The sequence below is a fragment of the Sphingomonas sp. S1-29 genome (assembly GCF_026167545.1).
Taxonomy (GTDB): Bacteria; Pseudomonadota; Alphaproteobacteria; order Sphingomonadales; family Sphingomonadaceae; genus Sphingomonas.
This window is the reverse complement of record NZ_CP110678.1, coordinates 1,798,627-1,818,614: the sequence shown is the minus strand read 5'-3', so window position 1 is coordinate 1,818,614 and position 19,988 is coordinate 1,798,627. Positions and strand designations below refer to the sequence as shown.

Below are 19,988 nucleotides of genomic sequence, written 5' to 3'. Positions count from 1 at the left end.
GATGGCCCGCTAACCCCGGTTTCTCGACTTCGCTCGAAACGAACGGCGGGTTAGCGCGCCACCTCGGCCCGCCAGATCGTGATGTAATCCATGCTGCCGCGGCATTCGGACATCGCCGCCATTTCGGTCATCCGCAACCGCTCACCGTCCCAAACGAACGACTGCGTCGTTCCGCAATCGCCCAGGCCCCGCCCCTTGGCATAGGTTGAGAGCACGCCATGGGCGAAGTCCGGGTTTACCACCGTCGGCACCGGCTGCGCCTCGGGACTCATGCCGGTGTCGGCATCGAGCTTGGCGGGCACCGGCTTGCCGTCGGCGCCGATCACGAACAGCGCGGCGATCGCGTTATACGCGCCGCGGTCGCACGGCAGCAGCACCAAAGTCGTGCCGCCGCCCAGCGCGTGCGTTTCGGCGCGCGGCACGTCGTCGACGAAATCGGCGATGCCGCATTCGGCGGTCTTGCGAAGCTCGGCCTCGACCGCCGGCGTCAGCGTCGCGGCGGTGCCCGCGGGCGCGATCGCACGGATCACCGGCGCGACCGGGGCGACGCTGCGATCGGGCGCGGCGCCCTTCGCCACCAGTGCGCCCGCGGTGTCGGCGCGCCCTTGCTGTGCGTCGATATAGCGCAGCGCCGCCGAGGCGCCGGTGAGTGAATTGATCGCGGTCTCGCCGCCTGCGCGCACCACCGCGCTACGCCCGCCGGCAATCGCGGTGGCGATCGCCAGCGCCTGCGGACCGGCAAAGCTTGGGCCTCCCTCGGCCACCGGCTTGCCGTCGATCGCGATCCGCACCGGCGCGGTCGCCTCGCTTTGCCCAGACAGCGTCACGCGGATCGCGCCCTCGGCACCGGCGTCGCGCTCGATCGACAGCAAAAAGGCGGGCCAGTCGCCGACCCCGTCCTCGGGGGCGAGCGCCACCGCCTGGCAGTTGCGCAGATTGTCGCAGCCTACCGTCCAGTCGCCGAAGGTCTTGAGCTCGCCCGGCGTCGTCGCGGCGGGCGGCGCGGTGGGAGCCGCAACCTGTGGCGCGGCCACGGCGGGCGGCTCGGCGACATTGCTCACCGCCACCTCGTTGGCGGGCGAGGGCGCGGAGCAGCCGACAAGCGCGGCGAGCGAAGTGGCGATCAGGAGCGTGCGGTGCATGGTGCCGGGAACATCTACCGGGTAATGGCGTCGCACAAGTACCGAAATCGGGAGGATTTGCATGCAAAGCGTTGGCGTGATCGGGGCGGGGCAGATGGGCGCGGGAATCGCGCAGGTATCGGCACAGGCGGGCTATGCCGTGCTGCTGTCGGACGTCGACAAGGCCCGCGCCGAGGCGGGCAAGGCGGGAATCGCCAAGGCGCTCGCCCGGTTGGTCGACAAGGAAAAGCTGACCGCGCAGGCGCGCGACGAAGCGCTGGCGAACATCGAATGCGTCGATGACGTGTCGGCGATGGCCCCCTGCGAACTGGTGATCGAAGCCGCGACCGAGCGCGAGGCGGTGAAGCGCCAGATCTTCGAGACGGTCGGGAAGGTATTGTCGCCGAACGCGATCCTCGCGAGCAACACCTCGTCGATCCCGATCACCCGGCTGGCGCAGGCATCGCATGATCCCGCGCGCTTCATGGGGGTGCATTTCTTCAATCCGGTGCCGGTGATGGGGCTGATCGAGCTGATCCGCGGGCTTGCCACCAGCGACGCCACCGTCGCTGCGGTCGAGAAATTCGGCCAGTCGCTGGGCAAGGAAATCGTCCACGCCAACGACGCGCCGGGCTTCATCGTCAATCGCGTGCTGATGCCGATGCTCAACGAGGCGTGCTTTGCGGTGGGCGAGGGGGTGGCGACGATCCCCGATGTCGATACCGCGTGCAAATTGGGGCTCAACCATCCGATGGGGCCGTTCACGCTGGCCGATTTCATCGGGCTCGACACCTGCCTGGAAATCACGCGCGTGCTGTTCGAAGGGACCGGCGACCCCAAATTCCGCCCTGCGCCGCTGCTGATCAAATATGTCGAAGCCGGCTGGTATGGCCGCAAGACCAAGCGCGGGTTCTACGACTATTCGGGCGAAACCCCGGTGCCGACGCGCTGACCCGATCCTGGGGACCGCCGCGCAGCGGTGGTGGAGGGGGCGGGCGCGGGCGGGGCGTTTGGGGCTACGCCCCCTCCGTCAGCCCTGCGGGCTGCCACCTCCCCCTGAAGGGGGAGGAGTGATGTCGGCTACACCGGCACCCTGAAAATCCTCCGCCGCCAGGGAGCATCGGGTCGGATCGTCCCCCGGACGATCCTTGACCATGCGGGGCATGGTCAACCCGATGCTGGGGACCGCCGCGCAGCGGTGGTGGAGGGGGCGGGCTCGGGCGGAGCGTTTGGGGCAAGGCCCCCTCCGTCAGCCCTGCGGGCTGCCACCTCCCCCTGAAGGGGGAGGAGTGATGTGTGCTACGCCGGCACCCTGAACATCCTCCCCCGCAGGGGGAGGGGGACCGCCGCGCAGCGGTGGTGGAGGGGGAGGACGCGAGCGATGCGCTTGCGGCGAGGCCCCCTCCGTCAGCCCTACGGGCTGCCACCTCCCCCTGAAGGGGGAGGATTAGGCCCGCCGCTGGGCCAGTGCTACCAGGCCGATCGCTAGCGCGTCTTCGGCGACCGCCACCGGCCAGTCTTTGCCCAACCGCTTTGCCAGCCGGGTGCGCAGCCGATGCCCCAATTGCGTCCCCACTACCGCACCCGCGGCGCCCGCGATCCCGCCGACGACCGACACCCGGCCGCCGCGCACGAACGCGCCCGCCAGCGCGCCGCTGACGATCCGCCCCGCCGCCGCGCCAGCATCGGTGCGATCGGGTGCGCGCGGATGCTTGTCGACCGCCAGTTCGCCCAGCGCTGCCACCGCGAGCACTGGCCCCGCGAAGCGCCGGTGTCGGCGAAGCGCGACCGCGGCGGGCGGGGTCATCGAGCGGAGGCCGGCGGCGATGCCGATCAGGAAGGGGGCTAGCATCTTCCCCCAATGCGCGGCCGCGCGATCGGTTGCTCAGCCCAGCGCGATGATCGCAATCTGGCGGCCATAATCGGGCTCGCCGGCATGCGTCGCGCGGCGATAGCTGAAGAAGCGCTGCGGATCGGCATAGGTGTCGAGCCCCATCGCCTCGATCCGCGCGATCCCTGCGGCGGCCAGCCGGTGCGCGACATAGCCTTCGAGGTCGAAGCGCGCATGGCCGGGCCGGGCATCGGCGAAGAAGCGCTCATTCTCGCGGTCGCCGGCCAGGAACCGGTCGCGGAAGCCGTCATCGACCTCGTAGCTCGCGCGCGCGATGCACGGGCCGATCGCCGCGACGATCCGCTCGCGCTTGGCGCCGATCGCTTCCATCGCCGCGATCGTCGTGTCGGTGACGCCGCCGAGCGCGCCCTTCCACCCGGCATGCGCCGCGCCGATGACGCCGGCGGCAGGATCGGCCAGCAGCACCGGCGCGCAATCGGCGGTCAGGATGCCGAGCGCGAGGTCGGGCCGATCGGTCACCAGCGCATCGGCGTGCGGGCGAAACTTCTCGTCGAACGGCTGGAGCACCGTCACCGCATCGGCCGAATGGACCTGGTACAGCGTCAGCAGCCGCGCCCCCGGCGCGACCGCTGCGCTCGCCAGCGCGCGATTCTCGGCGACCGTCGTGGCATCGTCGGCCGATCCCAGCCCGACGTTGAGCCCGGCATGGATTCCGCCCGAAAACCCGCCGCGCCGCCCCAGAAAGCCGTGGCGCACCCCGTCGAGCGCGGCGGCGCGGATGACTTCGACCTCGCTCACAGTGGCAACCGCATCAGTATATCCTCGTCGGCATGATCGCCCACCATGAAGGCATAGCTGCCCGCCTCGATAAAGCCGTAGCGCTGGTAGAAGCGCCGTGCGCGGTGATTGTCGATGAACACCGACAGGAAGATTTCGCTCGCGGCGCGCGCCCGCGCGGTGGCGATCACCCACGCCATCAGCGTGTCGGCATGGCCCTGACCGTGCCAGGGCTTGAGCAGATAGAATTGGCGCAGCTCGATCGCCGGCCCGCGTGGCTCGATCGGCAGCTTGGGCGGGGCGAGCTTGGCATAGGCAACGGCGCGCCCGTCCGCCTCGCCGATCCGCACCGCATAGGCCGGGTCGGCAAGCTCGGCGGTCCAACCCTCGTGCGTATGCCCGGCAAGGAACGCCGCCAGATCCTGCGGGCGATACAGATGCCCGAAGGTCTCGGTGAAGCTGTCGCGCGCCAGCGTCACCAGTGCGTCGGCATCTGTGGGGCCGGCATCTGTGGGGCCGGCATCGCGCCAGTCGATCACGCAAACCCCTCGGGCACTGGCCAGCCGGGGGCGGTGATCGCCATCACCTTGAACAATTTTCCCATCGCCTCGGCCCCGGTCAGCCGCTCGCGATCGACCGCGACCGCTTGTGCGCGCTCGGGCTGCGCGCGGGCCAGCGCCGCCGCGCGCGGCCCGATGCCGAGCGCCTCGAGGAACGCGCCCTGGCCCACGGGGCCGTGGATCACCGCTTCCTCGGCGGCGGCGGCTTCGGCGAGTGTGCCGAAATCGACATGCGCGGTCAGGTCCTGCTCGCCCGGATCCTCGAACGGATTGGCAAAGGCATGGCCGCGCACCGCCTGCAGCGTGTCGCCGATCGCGGGGCCGACATAGCCATAGTCGATCACGATCGCCGCGCCGCCCTGCGCGACGATGCGTTTGGCGAGCGCGCGCATCACTGCGACGCTGGCGGGCGAGGTTTCGAGGATCGCACCGGGTTCGGCGTCGCGAAACTGCGGCGGGATCACCGCGTCGAAGCCGTGATCGCCGACGATCGGCAGGAACAGCGTGTCCTGGCAGGCGACCAGCCGCTCGCGCCAGCCCATCGGCGTCTTGACCAATTGCCGGATCGGCAGCGCGTCGAAAAACTCGTTGGCGACCACCAGCAACGGGCCGTCGTCGGGCACCCCGACCAGATCGACATGCCATTCGGCATCGGGCACCGCCTTTGCCTGCGCCGCGCGCAGCACCGGGCTGGTCTCGATGAAATGTACCGGCGGCGCGAGGCCAACCGTCGCCATCGCCCGCAGCGCATCGGCGGCGAGCGTGCCGCGACCGGGGCCGAACTCGACATAGCGCGCGGCATCGGACTGGCCGGCGCGGTGCCACAGGTCGGTGAGCGCCAGGCCGATCAGCTCGCCGAACATCTGGCTGACTTCGGGCGCGGTGGTGAAATCGCCGCGCGCGCCCAGCGGATCGCGCGTCGCATAATAATGCGCGTTGGCCGCGCCCATGAACTGCGACAGCGCGATCGGCCCCGCGAGCGTGATCGCCCGCGCGATGCGTTCGGGAAGCGGGCCTTCGGTCACGCGGAGGCCCCCAGGGCGGGTTCAGCCGAGACCGTTCGTTTCGAGCGAAGTCGAGAAACCACCGCGCAGCACTCCATCAGCTTTCTCGACTACGCTCGAAACGAACGGAGGACGGCGCGGAAATTCACGCCACGCTCTCCTGCCCCGCGATGCTCTCCACCCGCTGGCGCCGGCCCTTGGCGGTCGCGATCAGATATGCGCCGCCCAAGATCATCGGCATGCACAGATATTGCCCCATGTTCAGCCCGGTCGCCTGTTGCAGCCACATCAACTGTTCGTCGGCCTCGCGGAAGAACTCGACGAAGAAGCGCGACGCGCCATAGCCCAGCAGGAAGATGCCGACGAGCTTGCCCGGCTGGTAGCGCGCCTGCGTCCGCCAGAAGAAGAACGCCAGCACCAGGAACAGCGCGATGCCCTCGAGCCCGGCCTCGTAGAGCTGGCTGGGGTGGCGCGGCACGTCCATCCCGGTGCGCGGGAAGACCACCGCCCAGGGGACGTCGGTCGCGCGGCCCCACAGCTCGCCGTTGACGAAATTCGCCAGCCGCCCGAAGAACAGCCCGAACGGCACCGCGCACGCGACATAGTCGTGCACCCGCAGCCAGTTGAGCCCATGTTTGCGCGCCAGCACGATGATCGCGATCATCACCCCGATCGCGCCGCCGTGGAACGACATGCCGCCGTCCCACAGCTTGAGCACCTGCAGCGGCTTCAGGAACAGATCGGGGCGGTAGAACAGGATATAGCCGAGCCGTCCGCCCAGGATGATGCCGAGCGTCGCGTAGAAAATCAGGTCGTCGGCATGCTGGCGCCCCATCGGCGCGCCGGGCCGCGCGAGCAGCTTGAGCAGATACCACCAGCCGAGCAGGATGCCGCCGATATAGGCGAGCGAATACCATTTCAGCGTGAAGAAGCCCAGGTCGAGCGCGACCGGATCGAGCCCCAGCTGCTCGAAATGGATATACTGGCCGGTGGCCTGGCTTAGCATGTCGAGCACGAGCGGGTCCTTGGGGCGTAGGAACGATCGGCAGCGTCGTAGCGTGCGATTCGGCCAAGGTCACGAGCTGTATTCTCCCCTTCCTGGAAGGGGGAGAAGGGCCGGTGTCCTGTGACAGCGTCGTGCTCGGAGGCCGCCGCCGGCTTGCACGGCCGACCGCCCTTTTTGCTCCCCTCCCTGAAAGGGAGGGGCTGGGGGTGGGTAGGCCGATTGGCTGGCGCGCCGTTCCCTTGCGAACCGACCCACCCCCGACCCCTCCCTTCCAGGGAGGGGAGAAGGAGGGGGAGGGGCGCCAACACGCCCGACAACCACTGGCGCGCCCGGCGTCGCCGCGATAAGTCGATCACGATGGCATCGGCGGCGCGACATGGGGGGATCAGCAGGCGCGGGCTGTTGATCGGCGGGGGCGCTGGGCTGGGGCTCGTCGTCGCCTGGGCGGTGTGGCCGCGCGACTATGTGCCCACCCTGGTGGCGGGTGACCGCGAAACCGCGTTCGGCGCGTTCCTCAAGATCGGCGAGGATGGCCGCGTGATCGTCGCGGTGCCGGTCACCGAGCACGGTCAGGGCGTCTACACCGTGCTGCCGCAGATCGTCGCCGACGAACTCGGCGCCGACTGGCGGACGATCGGCGTCGAGCCCGCGCCGCCTGGCCCCTTCTACGCCAACCCGCTCGCCGCGCGCGAATTGTTCGGCGACGCGATCGACCGCATTCCCGTTCCCGCCGCCGCGCAGGCTGGCCACGCGATGCGGCTGACGCTCACCGGCGGATCGAGCGCGGTGCGCCATTTCGAACCGATTCTTCGCCAGGCGGGCGCGGCGGCGCGGGTGTTGTTGTGCAAGGCGGCGGCGCGCAGCTGGGGCGTCGATTGGCAGGCCTGCACCACCGCCGAAGGCTTCGTCGTCCATGGCGAACAGCGGATGCGCTTCGCCGAGCTCGCTGCGCTGGCCGCCGACGAAGAACTCCCCGACGCGGTCGCGCTGCGCAACGACGATGTCGCGCGGCTGGCGGGCACCCCGGTCGCGCGGCTCGATTCGCCCGCCAAGGTCGATGGATCGGCCAATTTCGCGGGCGACATCCGCTTGCCCGGCATGGTCTTCGCCTCGATCCGCCAGGGGCCGCTCGGCGATACCCGGCTTGTCGGGCATGACGCCAAGGCCGCCGATAATCTGCCCGGCGTGCTCAAGATCGTCGCCAACGAAGCCTGGGTCGCTGGCATCGGCAGCGACTGGTGGGCGGCCAATCGCGCGGTCGAGGCGATCCGCCCGCGCTTCGAAACCCGCGGCGGCGCGCCTTCGACCGACAGTATCGAGGCGGCGTTGCTCGCCGCGATCGACGGGCCGGGCGACCGGATCGCCAAGGCGGGCGATGTCGGCGCGGCGTTCCGCGGCGCGCGCGTCTTTACCGCCGAATATCACGCCGCGATCGGGCTCCACGCCGCGATCGAGCCGACCACCGCCACCGCGACTTTCGAGGATGGCCGGCTGCGGCTCTGGCTGCCGACGCTCGCGCCGATGCTCGCGCGCGCCGCCGCCGCGCGGGTGCTCGGTATCGGCGAGGACCAGGTGACGGTGATCGTGATGCAGGCGGGGGGATCGTTCGGCGCGGGGCTCGAGACGCTCGCCGCCGAACAGGCCGCATTGCTTGCGCGCGAACTGGCGCGCCCGGTCCAGCTCAGCTGGTCGCGCGTCGAGGATATCGGCCGCGACCGCCCGCGCCCCGCCGCGATCGCGCGGATGGCGGGGCGGCTCGACCGCGACGGGCGGCTGAGCGGCTGGCTTGCCAAGATCGGCACCCCCGCGATCGGCACCGAAATGGCAAACCGTCTATTGTCGCGCGACGCCGCCACCGCCTGGTCGCTCGCCCTGCCCGGCCGCGGCGATGCGGTGGCGGTGTCGGGCGCGGTGCCGCCCTATGCGATCCCCAATCACGCGATCGATCACCACTCCGCCGATCTCGGCTTTCCCTGTGGCCATCTGCGCGGCGGGATCGATGCGCTGTCGTGTTTCTTCACCGAAAGCTTCATCGACGAGCTCGCGCAGGTCGCGCAGACCGATGCGAGCTATTTCCGAATCCAGATGCTCGGCCAGAATCTGCGGCTCGCCGCCTGCCTCAACACCGTCGCCTCGCTCGGCGGCTGGCAGGGCGGGGTCGCGGGCAGCGGGCAGGGGATCGCCTGCCACCAGTTTCGCGGCAGCAGCATCGCGGTGCTCGCCGAGGCACGGCTCGAAGCTGGGCAGGTCCGCGTCGATCGCCTCGTCGCCGCGGTCGATTGCGGGCGGATCGTGAATCCCGATATCGTGCTGCAACAGATCGAAGGCGGGCTGGTATTCGGCATGGCGCAGGCGATCGGCGCCTCGACCGGGCTAAAGGCAGGGGTTGCGGATGCGCGCCGGCTTGCCGATCTGCGGTTGCCAATGCTGGCCGACATGCCCGAAATCACCGTCGAGCTGATCCGCAGCCAGGCCGATCCCGGTGGGGTCGGCGAAATCGCTATTCCCCCGGTCGCTCCGGCGATCGCCAACGCCATCGTTGCGGCATCGGGCATCCGCCTGCGCCGCCTGCCACTGGACCCGTCACGCCCATGAACTTGCCCCCCGGTACCTTGTCCCACGCGCATCTGCCCCCCGAGCATCCGCCGGTCATGGCGCGCAAGATCGGCGTGTTGCTGATGAACCTCGGCACCCCCGATGGCCCCGACACCAAATCGGTGAAGCGCTATCTCGCCGAATTTCTCTCCGATCGCCGCGTGGTCGAGATTCCGCCGATCGCGTGGCAGCCGATCCTGCGCGGCATCATCCTCAACACCCGGCCCAAGAAATCGGCCGAGGCGTATGAACAGGTCTGGAGCGAGGACGGCTCGCCGCTCGCCGCGGTCACCAAGGCGCAGTCGGTCGCGCTGCAGGGGGCGTTCGGGCCGAACGTCATGGTCGATTGGGCGATGCGCTATGGCCGCCCGGCGATCGGCGATCGGCTCCAGGCGATGAAGGATGCCGGCTGCGAGCGGATCCTGCTCGCGCCGCTCTACCCACAATATTGCGCCGCGACGACCGCGACGGCCAACGACAAGGCCTTCGCGCAGCTCGCAACGCAGCGCTGGCAACCCGCGCTGCGCACGCTGCCGCCCTATCATGACGACCCGACCTATATCGCCGCGCTCAAGGCTTCGATCGAGGAGGGGCTGGCGGGGCTCGATTTTGAACCGCAGGCGCTGATCGCCAGCTTCCACGGCATGCCGCAGCGGACGCTGGACCTTGGCGATCCTTATCACTGCCACTGCCGCAAGACCGCGCGCCTGTTGGGGGAGGCGATGGGCCGCGAGATGACGGTGGCGTTCCAATCGCGCTTCGGCCCCGCCAAATGGCTCACCCCGGCAACCGACGAGACGCTCGAGGCGATGCCGCCCAAGGGGATCACCCGCGTCGCGATCTTCGCGCCGGGCTTTTCGGCCGATTGCCTCGAGACGCTCGAGGAACTGGCGATCCGCGGCCGCGAGAGCTTCGAGGAAGCCGGCGGCACCCATTTCGCCTATCTCCCCTGCCTTAACGCCAGCGAGGTCGGGGTGGCGATGCTCAAGACATTGCTGACGCGAGAGCTTGCCGGTTGGATATAGCCCGCCTAGCCTAGCCCGCGAAAAAACTAGGAGAGGTTAAGCATGGCACGGGTAGCAATCGTCACCGGCGGTACGCGCGGAATCGGCGAGGCGATCAGCCTCGCGCTCCAGGAAATGGGGATGACCGTCGCGGCGAATTATGGCGGCAACGATGAAAAGGCGCGCGCCTTCACCGAGCGTACCGGCATCGCCGCCTATCGCTGGGACGTCGGCGATTACGACGCCTGCCAGGAAGGCTGCGCCAAGGTCGCCGCCGAACTGGGGCCGGTCGACGTGGTGGTCAACAATGCCGGCGTCACCCGCGACGGCACGATCCTGAAAATGTCGAAGGACATGTGGGAAGACGTGATTCGCATTAATCTGGGCGGTTGCTTCAACATGGCCAAGGCGGTGTTCCCCGGCATGCGCGAGCGCAAATGGGGGCGGATCGTCAATATCGGCTCGATCAACGGCCAGGCGGGCCAGTATGGCCAGGTCAACTACGCCGCCGCCAAATCGGGCATCCACGGCTTCACCAAGGCGCTGGCACTGGAAGGCGCGCGCGCCGGGGTGACGGTCAACGCGATCGCACCGGGCTATATCGACACCGACATGGTCGCCGCGGTGCCGCCCGAGGTGCTCGAGAAGATCGTCGCCAAGATCCCTGTCGGCCGGCTGGGCCAGGCGAGCGAGATCGCGCGCGGGGTTGCGTTCCTGTGCTCGGAGGAGGGCGGGTTCGTGACCGGATCGACGCTGAGCATCAATGGCGGGCAGCATATGTACTGACGGGCGCAGGCGCGGCCACGCCCGCGCCGGTTCGCAAGGCGAAGCCGAGCGCAGCGCCCGGCACGGCCGGCGGGTCGGCAGCGCCGAACCCGACCGACGCGCCGGCTCCCCTTCCCTCTCCCCTCCGGGGCGTGTCAGGTCGGTCATGCCCCCGGCATGACCTGAACAGTGCGGGGCACTGTTCACCAGACACGGGTGGCCGAGCGCAGCGAGGTCGGGAGAGGGGCAGTGGGAAGCGCTGCATTACAGCACCTCTCCCGCGCTTCCCCCGGCTTACGCCGGGGTCGCTTGCCCTCTCCCCGGAGGGGAGAGGGTTTAGGTAGAAGCGCGCCGGCAAAGCCGCCGCCGTCGGACGGGTTCGGCGGTGCCGCCCCGCCGTCCGTTTTGCGCGATGCGCTTCGCGCACCGGCGCGGACGTAGCCGCACTTTCGCACAAAAGTTGAGGGCCGGCTCCTTTCGGAACCGGCCCTCACCCTCGATACGCTACGCGAGGGAACTCTCGATACGCAACACGAGAAACTGGAAAGCTTTAGCGGTTGCGTGCGCACCGGCGCGGCTGGCCCGAGCGGTCGATTTCGCGACCGGCTAGGGCGCCTGCGCCGCCACCGATGACCGTACCCAGCAACCGGTTGCCATTGCCGGCAACGGTGTTGCCGAGCAGGCCGCCTGCGACCGCACCGATCACGGTGCCCTCGGTGCTGCTGCACCGCTGCTGGCGACGGTTGTTGTTGCGGTTGCCGTAATAGCGGCGGTCGCGGTCACGATAGCGCTGATAGTCGGTCACGCCGGCATCAAAGCTCGCTGCGGTCATCGCGGTCGGTGCTGCGGCGATCGCGATCGGCGCTGCCGATGCGACGGTCGGTGCGACCAGCGAGGTTGCGCCCATGGCAATGGCGGCGGTAGCGATGCTGAGTTTCTTGAACATGGATGATCTCCTCGATCCCTTGAACCAAAATCTTTTCGTCGGCGCCGGATCGCTCGTTTGCCGTCGATGCAGTCCTTCTAGGTGAGTCGCATTGCACCAACCCTGAATGCCGCTGTTATTCTCGGTTCAGGAAAAGCCGGGTGGAGCGGCGCCCGAACAACGGCTAGGGCGCGCCGATGCGAATGACCTGGTCGGTGCTGCTGCTGCTCGTGTTCGTGCACGATTATTCGGGGCCGGCGCGGGTGCAGCTGCCGGGCAATGTGCGCGTCACCGCCACCGCGGTCGATATCGTACCCGGCGATCCCGCGCAAAAGCGCGTCGGCGGGCTCACCTATCTGGGCGGGGTCCATCTGCAGGAAACCGGGCAGGGGCGCGGCGGCTATTCGGCGCTGGCGGTCGCGGGCGATCGCTTCACGCTGATGGGCGATGGCGGCAATCTATTGTCGTTCCGGCTGCGCCTGCCCGCGACGCTGGACGAGGTTCGCGCCTGGGCGCTGCCCGACGGCCCCGGCAAGGGCTGGCAGAAGCGCGACCGCGACAGCGAATCGCTCGCCTTCGATCGCGCGAGCGGCACCGCCTGGGTGGGGTTCGAGCATCACAACCAGATCTGGCGCTATAGTCCCGACCTTCGCACCGCGACCGGCCATGCCGCACCGCGTGCGATGCGCGACTGGCCCGAGGCCGGCGGCGCCGAGACGATGGCGCGGCTCCCCGATGGCAGCGTCGTCGTCCTGTCCGAAAGCAGCCGCCCCAAGGGCAAGCGGGGGCTTCGCAATGCGATCCGCTTCGCGGGCGATCCGGTGGCGGCGCCCGAGGACGGCTATCGCTTCCTGTACCGGCCGCCCGCGGGTTTCAGCCCGGTCGATGCGGTACAGCTTCCTGACGGCCGGCTGCTGGTGCTCAACCGCGCCTTCGGGCTGCCCTATGGCTTTACCGCGAAGCTCACGCTGGTCGATGTCGCGGCGATCGCGCCCGGCGCTACGGTGCTGGGCCGCGAGATCGTGACGCTCGCACCGCCCACCTTGTTCGACAATTTCGAAGGCGTCACCGCGCTGCGTGAGCGCGATTCGACCGTCATCTGGGTGGTGTCCGACGACAACCAGCAATTCCCGCAGCGGACGCTGCTGCTGAAGTTCCGCCTCGACGCCTGACCGCGTTCACCCGACCACCAACGACGAAAGGACCCGGCCACCGCGCAAGCGGCGACCCGGTCCTTTTCGATCTCTCACCAGCCGCCGCGTGGATTGCGGCGGCAGCGATCAAGCGGCCTTGGCGCCGTCGAGCTTCTTGGCGACTTCGCGCTTGAGGCGACGGGCGCGAAGCGACAGGTCGGTCTCGCTGGTCTTGGCCAGCCAGTTGTCCAGCCCGCCGACATGCTCGACCGAGCGAAGCCCGTGCGTCGAAACGCGCAGGCGAACGCTGGTGCCCAGCGCGTCCGACATCAGCGTGACGTTCTGCAGATTCGGCAGAAACGTGCGCTTGGTCTTGTTATTGGCGTGGGATACGTTGTGGCCCACCTGCCGGCCCTTGCCGGTCAGCTCGCAAATGCGCGACATGCGTTTAATCCTGAGTTTCGGGGTTGCCCGGAAAGCAGGCGCCACTATCCGACATGTCGGCGTCAGTCAACCGATTCAGTCGCGCAGCCGTGCAACCGAGTCGCTGGAAGGCGCGTTATTACGGTCTCGTTTCGATTTGTGGAGGGCTGACTATGCGTGCCATTCTAGTGTTGCTCGGCCTTGCCGCGCTGGTGGTGATTGGATTGATGGCGACGGGGATGCTCAGCCTCGACCAGACCCAGCAGGCGCAACTGCCCTCGATCAAGATCGAAGGCGGGCAGGCGCCCGAATTCAAGGCCGATATGGGCACCGTCGATGTCGGTACGGTCAACAAGACCGTCGAGGTGCCCGCGGTATCGGTCGAAAAGGCCGACGGCGCGCCGCAATAAGCGTGTTCGCGATGCCGCCGCCGATGCGCGCCGCGCTCGATGCGGCGGCGGCGGCGGGTGTAGCGGGCGAAGTGCCGGTCGGCGCGGTCGTGGTCCATCGGGGCATGATCGTCGCCACCGGTGCCAATGCGCCGCGCGCTACGTGCGACCCCACCGCGCATGCCGAGATCGTCGCGATTCGCGCCGCGGCGGCGGCGCTGGGGCGCGACCGGCTCGAGGATTGCGATCTTTGGGTGACGCTCGAGCCCTGCGCGATGTGCGCGGGGGCGATCGCGCATGCGCGGATCGCCAGGCTCTATTATGCCGCGCCCGACCCCAAGGGCGGCGCGGTCGAGCACGGCCCGCGCTTCTTCGGCCAGCCCACCTGCCACCACCGCCCGGAGGTTTATCCTGGGATCGGCGAAGACGAGGCGGCGGCGCTGCTGCGGGCATTCTTCGCGGGGCGGCGCTGACGCAGCGATCGGCGGCGCTTCGCTACCCCTGCTCGTCACCCCGGACTTGATCCGGGGTCCAGGTGCCCCGTGCGCCACCAGCGTGAAGCTGGCGGGGCGGGGCTCGCCTGGATGCCGGGTCGAGCCCGGCATGACGATAGGGTAGAGTGCCGCCTTAGCGGACGTCGTTGTCGGTGATCGGCACCAGCTTCACTTCGACGCGGCGGTTCTCGGCGCGGCCTTCCTCGGTCTCGTTCGACGCGATCGGCTGCGATTCGCCATAGCCCCGGGTCGCCATCCGCGCCGATGCCACGCCGCGCTGCGCCAGATAATCGGCAACCGATACCGCGCGGCGCTCGGACAGGCCCTGGTTGTAGCTGTCCGACCCGGTCGAATCGGTGTGGCCGTACACATCGACATAGGTCTGCTCGTAGCGTGCGAGAACGTCGGCGACGCGATCGAGCGTGCCGCGATATTGCGGCTGCACCGTCGCGCTGTCGTAGGCGAAGGTGATCCCCGAGGGCATCTGCAGGATCAAATCGTCGCCCTGGCGGATGACGTCGATGTCGGTGCCCGCGGTGCTGGCGCGCAGGTCGCGCTCCTGGCGATCCATATACGCGCCGATGCCCGCGCCCGCGAGGCCGCCGATGCCCGCGCCCAGGATCTTTTCGGTACGGTCGCGGCGACCGCCGACCAGATCGCCCAGCAGATAGCCGCCGACGACGCCGCCGATGCCGCCGATCGCGGCCTTCGAAATGCTGCGCTCGCCGGTCACGGGATCGGTGACGCAGGCGCTGGTGATCCCCAGCGAGGCGATGGCGGCGGTAAGCATGAATTTGGACGCAATACGCATGATAGTTCCCCTGACGTATTTTCTAAACACTCGGGCGCAAAACCGCCCGACGCGCGACTTGTTCCGCATGCGCACTGACTGGAAGCTGTACGGCCTCGATCAGGCCGCTTGAACGTACCTGCCGATTGCGCGTAGGAATCGCGGGCCCCCGATGGACAACCTCTCCCCCTTTCCCTGGATCGACCTCGCCATCATCCTCGCGCTGATCGCGCTCAACGGTGTGTTCGCGATGTCCGAGCTGGCGCTGGTGTCGGCGCGTCCCGCGCGGCTCGAGGCGATGGCACGCGCCGGGGTGCGCGGCGCACGATCGGCGCTCGCGCTGTCGGACAGTCCAGGAAAGTTTCTTTCCACGGTGCAGATCGGCATCACGCTGATCGGGATTCTGGCGGGCGCTTATTCGGGGGCGAGCCTTGGCGGGCCGGTGGGCGCGCGAATCGCCCTGCTCGGCGTCGAGGCCGAGCTTGCCCAGACGATCGGCTTCGCCTCGGTGATCGCGGTGACGACCTATTTGTCGCTGATCATCGGCGAACTGGTGCCCAAACAATTCGCGCTTCGCGCGCCTGAGGCGATCGCGTCGTGGATCGCGGGGCCGATGGGCTGGATCTCGGCCGCGACCGCGCCGTTGGTTTGGTTGCTCGATTCGACCACCGGGCTGGTCTTCAAGATCCTGGGGCTCAGCCGCGAATCGGAAAACCGCGTGACCGCCGAGGAGCTCCATCTGATCGTGTCCGAGGCGACGAAGTCGGGGGTGCTCGAGGAGCATGAACGCTCGATCATCTCGGGCGTCGTCCGCCTCGCCGACCGACCGGTACGCGAGATCATGACCCCGCGAACCGAAGTCGACTGGATCGACGTGACCCTGCCGACCGAGACGATCCTCGAGCGGCTGCGCACCACCCCGCATACCCGGCTGCCGGTGGGTGAGGGATCGGTCGATGCGGTGATCGGCGTGATCCAGGCGCGCGACGTGGTGACCGCGCTCATCGAGGGGGTGACGCTCGATTTGCGCGCCTTGGTCCGCCCCGCGCCGGTGCTGCCCGATCAGGTCGATGCGATGGATGCGCTGGGGGCGCTGCGCCGCGCCGAAGTCGCGATGGGTTTCGTCCACGACGAATATGGCCATTTCGAAGGCATCGTGACGCCTGCGAACCTGCTCGCGGCGATCGCCGGTGACCATGATTCGGACTTCGACGAGGAGCACCGCGTCGTCGTGCGTGACAATGGGTCGCTGCTGGTGTCGGGGCAGATGGCCGCCGATTCGCTCGCCGACCGGATCGGCATCGATCTGCCCGAAGACCGCGATTACGCGACCGTCGCGGGCCTGGCGCTGTCGGTGCTCAAGCGCCTGCCGCACGAGGGCGAAAGCTTCGTCGAACAGGGCTGGCGCTTCGAGATCGTCGATATGGACGGGCGCAAGATCGACAAGTTGTTGGTCGAGGAACAGGGGTAGCGGGGAGAGGACCCGCGGACGCCTATTTCCCCCGTTCGCACTGAGCTTGTCGAAGTGCCGTTCTTTCTTCGCCGGCGGTGGAGACAGAAGAACGGTGCTTCGACAAGCTCAGCACGAACGGGGGTGGGGCGAGCATTACCCTGCGACCGTTCGTTTCGAGCGAAGTCGAGAAACGGGTCCAGCGATGCGCGGGTTTCTCGACTACGCTCGAAACGAACGGATTGGGCGTGGGGGCTTCGGACCCCACGTGAAAGCCAAGACCCGCTCGGCCCGCTTCAGCCCCCCAATTTGCCGAACTTGGCTTCGTACCCCGCACGGTCGCCCGCGATCAGCAATTGCGCCTGTTCGATCCAGCGATCGCGCCCCATCCGACCGGTAAAGGCACCCAGTTGCGCGTCGATTGCCTGCGCGCGGTCAGGCGACAATTCGGCGAGGTCGGCGACGGTGACGATCCCCAGCGCATTGAGCTGGCCCGCAACCTTCGGCCCCAGGCCCTTGAGCGTCGTCAGATCCTGAAGGTCGACGGCGGGCGCAGGCGTCGGCGCCGGCATCACCGGCGGCATGCCGGGCACTTCGGCCTCGACCAGCGGCGGCGGTGGCGGAGCGATCGGCGCCGGGGTAGCGATCACCACCGGCTCAGGCGCCGGCTCGGGCGGTGGCGGGGCGATGTCGACCGGCGGCGGGGCGATCGGCGCGGGCGCAGCCGGTTCGCGCGCGATCGGTGGCGGCGGGGGCACGCTCGGGCGCTCGGCCTCGGTGCGCGCGCGCTCCTCGATCTCGCGGCGTTCGGCATCGCGCCGCTGCTTCAATTGGCTGCCCCACCAGATCATCACGATCGTCGCGACGATCGCCAGCGCGATCAGCACCAGATGGGTGATCGTCAGCGGCATGAAGGCCTCGGCAGCGCCGGCGGGCGTTGCGGCGACGGGGTTGGCGGCGGTTGTCGTACTGGCCATGGGCTGTGTTCGCAGTTCTTTTTCGGGGCGTCCAAGGGTTTCCGGAACGCGGGAGAGACGTCTCAGTCGGCTTCGCGTTCCACTTCGCGCCAGCCGATGTCGCGGCGCGCGAAGCCGGTGGGGAAGGCGATCGCATCAACCGCGCGATAGGCTGCGGCTTGCGCCTGCGTCACCGTCGCGCCGCTGGCGGTGACCGCGAGCACGCGCCCGCCCGCCGCGACCAGCGTGTCGCCTTCGGCGCGCGTGCCCGCCTGGAACACCCGCGCACCCGTCGCCTCGGCGGCGGCGATACCCTCGATCGCGCCGCCGAGCTCGGGGGTGCCCGGATAGCCGTTGGCCGCCATCACCACCGTCAGCGCGGTCGCATCGGCGAAGCGCGGCGGCGGCAGATCGGCTAGCCGCCCCTGCGCGGTCGCCAGCAGCAATTCGAGCAGATCATCCTCGAATCGCAGCATCAGCACCTGGCATTCGGGATCGCCGAAGCGGCAATTATATTCGATCAGCTTGGGGCCGGTATTGGTGAGCATCAGCCCGGCATAGAGCACCCCCGAATAGGGCGTGCCCGCGCGCGCCAGCGCCTCGACCGTCGGGCGCACGATCCGGTCGATCGCGGCTTGCTCGAGCGCGGGGGTCAGCACTGGTGCTGGCGAATAGGCGCCCATGCCGCCGGTGTTCGGCCCGGTATCGCCGTCGCCGACGCGCTTGTGATCCTGCGCCGATCCGAACGGCGTCAGCGTGGTGCCGTCGGTCAGCACGAACAGGCTGGCTTCCTCGCCGGTCAGGAATTCCTCGATCACCGCTTCGGCGCCGGGATGGTCGAACAGCGCCACCAGCGCCGCCTCGGCTTCGTCGGGGTTCATCGCGATTGTCACGCCCTTGCCCGCCGCGAGCCCATCGGCCTTGAGCACCACCGGCCAGCCGAAATCGGCCAAAGCCGCACGCGCGCCGTCGAGCGAGGTGACGCGCGCATAGCCCGCGGTCGGAATATCCTCGCGCGCGCACAAATCCTTGGTGAAGCCCTTCGACCCTTCGAGCCGCGCGGCATCGCTACCGGGGCCGAACGCCGCGATCCCCATCGTCCGCAGATTGTCTGCGAGCCCCGCCACCAACGGCGCCTCGGGGCCGATCACCACCAGTCCGATCGAGTTGCGCAGGCAGAAATCGATCACCGCGCGCTGGTCGGTCGGCACCAGGTCGACGCATTCGGCATGCGCGGCGATCCCCGGATTGCCCGGTGCGGCGAATAGTTTCCCCAGGCGCGGCGATTGCGCCAGCCGCCATGCGAGCGCATGTTCACGCCCTCCCGATCCCAATAGCAGGACGTTCATGGCCGATCCCTTCTTCATGCCCAATAACGATGAACTGGGGCTGGTAGCCGAGAGCCGCGCAGGGGACAACGCAGCACCGCTCAGTGTCGGCGACCTGTCGATGAAGCTCAAGCGCATGGTCGAGGGCGAATTCAGCCATGTCCGGCTGAAGGGCGAGATTTCGGGGTATAAGCGCGCGACTTCGGGGCATGTCTATCTGTGCCTCAAGGACGACAAGGCGGTGATCGACGGCGTGATGTGGAAGGGGGCCGCCGCCGCCTTGCCCTTCGCCGCCGCCGACGGGATCGAAGTCGTCGCCACCGGGAAGCTGACCACCTATCCCGGCCGATCGAAATATCAGATCGTCATCGAGCGGATGGAATTGGCGGGCGAGGGCGCGCTGATGGCGTTGCTCGAACGCAACAAGGCGCGGTTCGAGGCCGAGGGGCTGTTCGCCAAGTCGAAGGCGCGGCGGCCCTTGCCCTTCATGCCGCGCACGATCGGCGTCGTCACCTCGCCCACCGGCGCGGTGATCCGCGACATCCTGCACCGCCTGGGCGAGCGCTGCCCCAGCCATGTCATCGTCTGGCCGGTCAAGGTGCAGGGGCAGGGCGCGGCCGAAGAGATCGCCGCCGCGGTGCGCGGGTTCGACGCGATGCCCGCCGATGGCCCGGTGCACCGGCCCGACCTGGTGATCGTCGCGCGGGGCGGCGGCTCGATCGAGGATTTATGGGCGTTCAACGAAGAAGTCGTGGTTCGCGCGGTGGCGGGGTGCTCGATCCCGATCATCTCGGCGGTGGGGCATGAAACCGATACCTCGCTGTGCGACCACGCCGCCGATCTGCGCGCGCCCACGCCAACCGCCGCCGCCGAGATCGCGGTCCCCGTTCGCGCCGAGCTCGCCGACACGATCGCGATGCTGGGGCTGCGCACCGAACGCTGCGTCCGGCGCTATCAGGAGCGCGGGCGTGAGCGGCTCGATGCGCTGGTGCGCGTGCTGCCGCGGCGCGACGCTCTGCTGGGGCCGCAACGGCAGAAGACCGACGATCTGGCGGCGCGCCTCTCGCGCGGGCTCGAACGCCGGCTCGATGCCGGACGGCGCCAGCTCGATCGCGCGGGCGCGGTGCTGCGTCCGGCGATGCTCGACCAGCGGCTGGCGGGCGCGCGCGCTGCGCTGGCGGCGATGGAGCGGCTGCATCTGTCGGTGAACCCCGACGCGCCGCTCGAACGCGGTTATGCCAGGGTAGAGGCCAAGGGATCGGGCAAGGTCGTCGCCGACACCGCCGCCGCGCGCGCGGCAGGCGCGCTCATCCTCCACTTCCGCGACGGCACGATCGACGCGCGGGTTGAGCGCGGCGGTGCCAAGGCATATGCTGCGCCGAGCCCCGAACAGCCCAGCCTGCTGTAACCGGCGCA

The 19,988-nt window shown here is 69.0% G+C and carries 20 protein-coding genes; 9 read left to right on the top strand and 11 right to left on the bottom strand.

The genetic code is table 11. The features are described 5' to 3' along the window. Window positions 1-50 precede the first annotated feature (50 nt). Window positions 51-1,142, bottom strand: a complete 1,092-nt coding sequence (locus tag OKW76_RS08550; protein ID WP_265548504.1) for a DUF1176 domain-containing protein — start codon at window positions 1,140-1,142, stop codon at window positions 51-53. A gap of 61 nt (window positions 1,143-1,203) precedes the next feature. On the opposite strand from OKW76_RS08550, the gene OKW76_RS08545 reads away from it, so the two are divergent. Then, entirely contained in the window at window positions 1,204-2,073 is an 870-nt protein-coding gene (locus tag OKW76_RS08545; protein WP_265548503.1) for a 3-hydroxybutyryl-CoA dehydrogenase, read from the top strand. A gap of 495 nt (window positions 2,074-2,568) precedes the next feature. Here OKW76_RS08545 and OKW76_RS08540 read toward each other — a convergent pair whose 3' ends face one another. The 5 genes from OKW76_RS08540 to lgt form a co-directional block, all read right to left on the bottom strand. Further along, window positions 2,569-2,973, bottom strand: a complete 405-nt coding sequence (locus OKW76_RS08540) for a DUF4126 domain-containing protein (protein WP_265548502.1) — start codon at window positions 2,971-2,973, stop codon at window positions 2,569-2,571. Between the two features lie 33 nt (window positions 2,974-3,006). Further along, window positions 3,007-3,771 carry a peptidoglycan editing factor PgeF gene (gene pgeF / locus OKW76_RS08535; protein WP_265548501.1) on the bottom strand — a complete coding sequence of 255 codons (765 nt, stop codon included), beginning with the start codon at window positions 3,769-3,771 and terminating at the stop codon, window positions 3,007-3,009. Beyond that, window positions 3,768-4,289, bottom strand: a complete 522-nt coding sequence (locus OKW76_RS08530) for a GNAT family N-acetyltransferase (protein WP_265548500.1) — start codon at window positions 4,287-4,289, stop codon at window positions 3,768-3,770. Before OKW76_RS08530 ends, pgeF begins: the two co-directional genes overlap by 4 nt. Continuing rightward, window positions 4,286-5,335: a class I SAM-dependent methyltransferase gene (locus OKW76_RS08525; RefSeq protein ID WP_416221798.1), complete on the bottom strand. Its 1,050-nt coding sequence runs from the start codon at window positions 5,333-5,335 to the stop codon at window positions 4,286-4,288. Before OKW76_RS08525 ends, OKW76_RS08530 begins: the two co-directional genes overlap by 4 nt. 124 nt (window positions 5,336-5,459) lie before the next feature. Next, window positions 5,460-6,320, bottom strand: a complete 861-nt coding sequence (gene lgt / locus OKW76_RS08520) for a prolipoprotein diacylglyceryl transferase (protein WP_265552853.1) — start codon at window positions 6,318-6,320, stop codon at window positions 5,460-5,462. A 357-nt stretch (window positions 6,321-6,677) separates the two neighbouring features. Between lgt and OKW76_RS08515 the strand changes: the two genes are divergently transcribed. The 3 genes from OKW76_RS08515 to phbB are packed head-to-tail and all read left to right on the top strand — an operon-like array spanning window position 6,678 to window position 10,705. After that, window positions 6,678-8,915 (top strand): xanthine dehydrogenase family protein molybdopterin-binding subunit, encoded by a 2,238-nt coding sequence (locus tag OKW76_RS08515; protein WP_265548499.1) that lies wholly within the window; start codon window positions 6,678-6,680, stop codon window positions 8,913-8,915. Beyond that, complete coding sequence (gene hemH, locus OKW76_RS08510) at window positions 8,912-9,940, top strand: ferrochelatase (protein ID WP_416221797.1); 1,029 nt, start codon at window positions 8,912-8,914, stop codon at window positions 9,938-9,940. The genes OKW76_RS08515 and hemH overlap by 4 nt, the downstream gene beginning before the upstream one ends. Window positions 9,941-9,982: 42 nt before the next feature. Next, complete coding sequence (gene phbB / locus OKW76_RS08505; protein WP_256505252.1) at window positions 9,983-10,705, top strand: acetoacetyl-CoA reductase; 723 nt, start codon at window positions 9,983-9,985, stop codon at window positions 10,703-10,705. 529 nt (window positions 10,706-11,234) lie between these two features. Here phbB and OKW76_RS08500 read toward each other — a convergent pair. Continuing rightward, window positions 11,235-11,630: a glycine zipper 2TM domain-containing protein gene (locus OKW76_RS08500; protein ID WP_265548498.1), complete on the bottom strand. Its 396-nt coding sequence runs from the start codon at window positions 11,628-11,630 to the stop codon at window positions 11,235-11,237. A gap of 176 nt (window positions 11,631-11,806) precedes the next feature. On the opposite strand from OKW76_RS08500, the gene OKW76_RS08495 reads away from it, so the two are divergent. After that, window positions 11,807-12,781: an esterase-like activity of phytase family protein gene (locus OKW76_RS08495; RefSeq protein ID WP_265548497.1), complete on the top strand. Its 975-nt coding sequence runs from the start codon at window positions 11,807-11,809 to the stop codon at window positions 12,779-12,781. Window positions 12,782-12,889: 108 nt separating this feature from the next. On the opposite strand, the gene rpmB is transcribed toward OKW76_RS08495, so the two are convergent. Further along, window positions 12,890-13,186: a 50S ribosomal protein L28 gene (gene rpmB / locus OKW76_RS08490; protein WP_033920295.1), complete on the bottom strand. Its 297-nt coding sequence runs from the start codon at window positions 13,184-13,186 to the stop codon at window positions 12,890-12,892. A 152-nt stretch (window positions 13,187-13,338) separates the two neighbouring features. Between rpmB and OKW76_RS08485 the strand changes: the two genes are divergently transcribed. Both OKW76_RS08485 and OKW76_RS08480 read left to right on the top strand, forming a co-directional pair. Next, window positions 13,339-13,575, top strand: a complete 237-nt coding sequence (locus OKW76_RS08485; protein ID WP_265548496.1) for a hypothetical protein — start codon at window positions 13,339-13,341, stop codon at window positions 13,573-13,575. 23 nt (window positions 13,576-13,598) lie between these two features. Continuing rightward, window positions 13,599-14,027 carry a nucleoside deaminase gene (locus OKW76_RS08480; protein ID WP_265548495.1) on the top strand — a complete coding sequence of 143 codons (429 nt, stop codon included), beginning with the start codon at window positions 13,599-13,601 and terminating at the stop codon, window positions 14,025-14,027. A gap of 154 nt (window positions 14,028-14,181) precedes the next feature. Here OKW76_RS08480 and OKW76_RS08475 read toward each other — a convergent pair whose 3' ends face one another. Next, window positions 14,182-14,859, bottom strand: coding sequence for an OmpA family protein (locus tag OKW76_RS08475; protein WP_265548494.1), 678 nt, complete (start codon window positions 14,857-14,859; stop codon window positions 14,182-14,184). 151 nt (window positions 14,860-15,010) lie between these two features. Between OKW76_RS08475 and OKW76_RS08470 the strand changes: the two genes are divergently transcribed. After that, entirely contained in the window at window positions 15,011-16,309 is a 1,299-nt protein-coding gene (locus OKW76_RS08470; protein WP_265548493.1) for a hemolysin family protein, read from the top strand. A gap of 275 nt (window positions 16,310-16,584) precedes the next feature. On the opposite strand, the gene OKW76_RS08465 is transcribed toward OKW76_RS08470, so the two are convergent. Then, window positions 16,585-17,265 carry a helix-hairpin-helix domain-containing protein gene (locus tag OKW76_RS08465; RefSeq protein WP_265548492.1) on the bottom strand — a complete coding sequence of 227 codons (681 nt, stop codon included), beginning with the start codon at window positions 17,263-17,265 and terminating at the stop codon, window positions 16,585-16,587. Window positions 17,266-17,327: 62 nt separating this feature from the next. Beyond that, complete coding sequence (purD, locus tag OKW76_RS08460; protein ID WP_265548491.1) at window positions 17,328-18,593, bottom strand: phosphoribosylamine--glycine ligase; 1,266 nt, start codon at window positions 18,591-18,593, stop codon at window positions 17,328-17,330. Between purD and xseA the strand changes: the two genes are divergently transcribed. After that, complete coding sequence (xseA, locus tag OKW76_RS08455) at window positions 18,592-19,980, top strand: exodeoxyribonuclease VII large subunit (RefSeq protein WP_265548490.1); 1,389 nt, start codon at window positions 18,592-18,594, stop codon at window positions 19,978-19,980. The two genes, purD and xseA, sit on opposite strands and share 2 nt — an antisense overlap. Window positions 19,981-19,988: the final 8 nt, after the last annotated feature.

Excerpts from the sequence above, each read along its gene's own strand:
- OKW76_RS08540 (WP_265548502.1), bottom strand. The coding sequence starts at position 2,973 with ATGCTAGCCCCCTTCCTGATCGGCATCGCCGCCGGCCTCCGCTCGATG.
- OKW76_RS08480 (WP_265548495.1), top strand. The coding sequence starts at position 13,599 with ATGCGCGCCGCGCTCGATGCGGCGGCGGCGGCGGGTGTAGCGGGCGAA.
- OKW76_RS08470 (WP_265548493.1), top strand. The coding sequence starts at position 15,011 with ATGGACAACCTCTCCCCCTTTCCCTGGATCGACCTCGCCATCATCCTC.
- OKW76_RS08550 (WP_265548504.1), bottom strand. The coding sequence starts at position 1,142 with ATGCACCGCACGCTCCTGATCGCCACTTCGCTCGCCGCGCTTGTCGGC.
- lgt (WP_265552853.1), bottom strand. The coding sequence starts at position 6,320 with ATGCTAAGCCAGGCCACCGGCCAGTATATCCATTTCGAGCAGCTGGGG.
- OKW76_RS08545 (WP_265548503.1), top strand. The coding sequence starts at position 1,204 with ATGCAAAGCGTTGGCGTGATCGGGGCGGGGCAGATGGGCGCGGGAATC.
- OKW76_RS08495 (WP_265548497.1), top strand. The coding sequence starts at position 11,807 with ATGCGAATGACCTGGTCGGTGCTGCTGCTGCTCGTGTTCGTGCACGAT.
- hemH (WP_416221797.1), top strand. The coding sequence starts at position 8,912 with ATGAACTTGCCCCCCGGTACCTTGTCCCACGCGCATCTGCCCCCCGAG.
- OKW76_RS08485 (WP_265548496.1), top strand. The coding sequence starts at position 13,339 with ATGCGTGCCATTCTAGTGTTGCTCGGCCTTGCCGCGCTGGTGGTGATT.
- phbB (WP_256505252.1), top strand. The coding sequence starts at position 9,983 with ATGGCACGGGTAGCAATCGTCACCGGCGGTACGCGCGGAATCGGCGAG.
- xseA (WP_265548490.1), top strand. The coding sequence starts at position 18,592 with ATGGCCGATCCCTTCTTCATGCCCAATAACGATGAACTGGGGCTGGTA.
- OKW76_RS08475 (WP_265548494.1), bottom strand. The coding sequence starts at position 14,859 with ATGCGTATTGCGTCCAAATTCATGCTTACCGCCGCCATCGCCTCGCTG.
- purD (WP_265548491.1), bottom strand. The coding sequence starts at position 18,593 with ATGAACGTCCTGCTATTGGGATCGGGAGGGCGTGAACATGCGCTCGCA.
- rpmB (WP_033920295.1), bottom strand. The coding sequence starts at position 13,186 with ATGTCGCGCATTTGCGAGCTGACCGGCAAGGGCCGGCAGGTGGGCCAC.
- OKW76_RS08500 (WP_265548498.1), bottom strand. The coding sequence starts at position 11,630 with ATGTTCAAGAAACTCAGCATCGCTACCGCCGCCATTGCCATGGGCGCA.
- OKW76_RS08465 (WP_265548492.1), bottom strand. The coding sequence starts at position 17,265 with ATGGCCAGTACGACAACCGCCGCCAACCCCGTCGCCGCAACGCCCGCC.
- OKW76_RS08515 (WP_265548499.1), top strand. The coding sequence starts at position 6,678 with ATGGCATCGGCGGCGCGACATGGGGGGATCAGCAGGCGCGGGCTGTTG.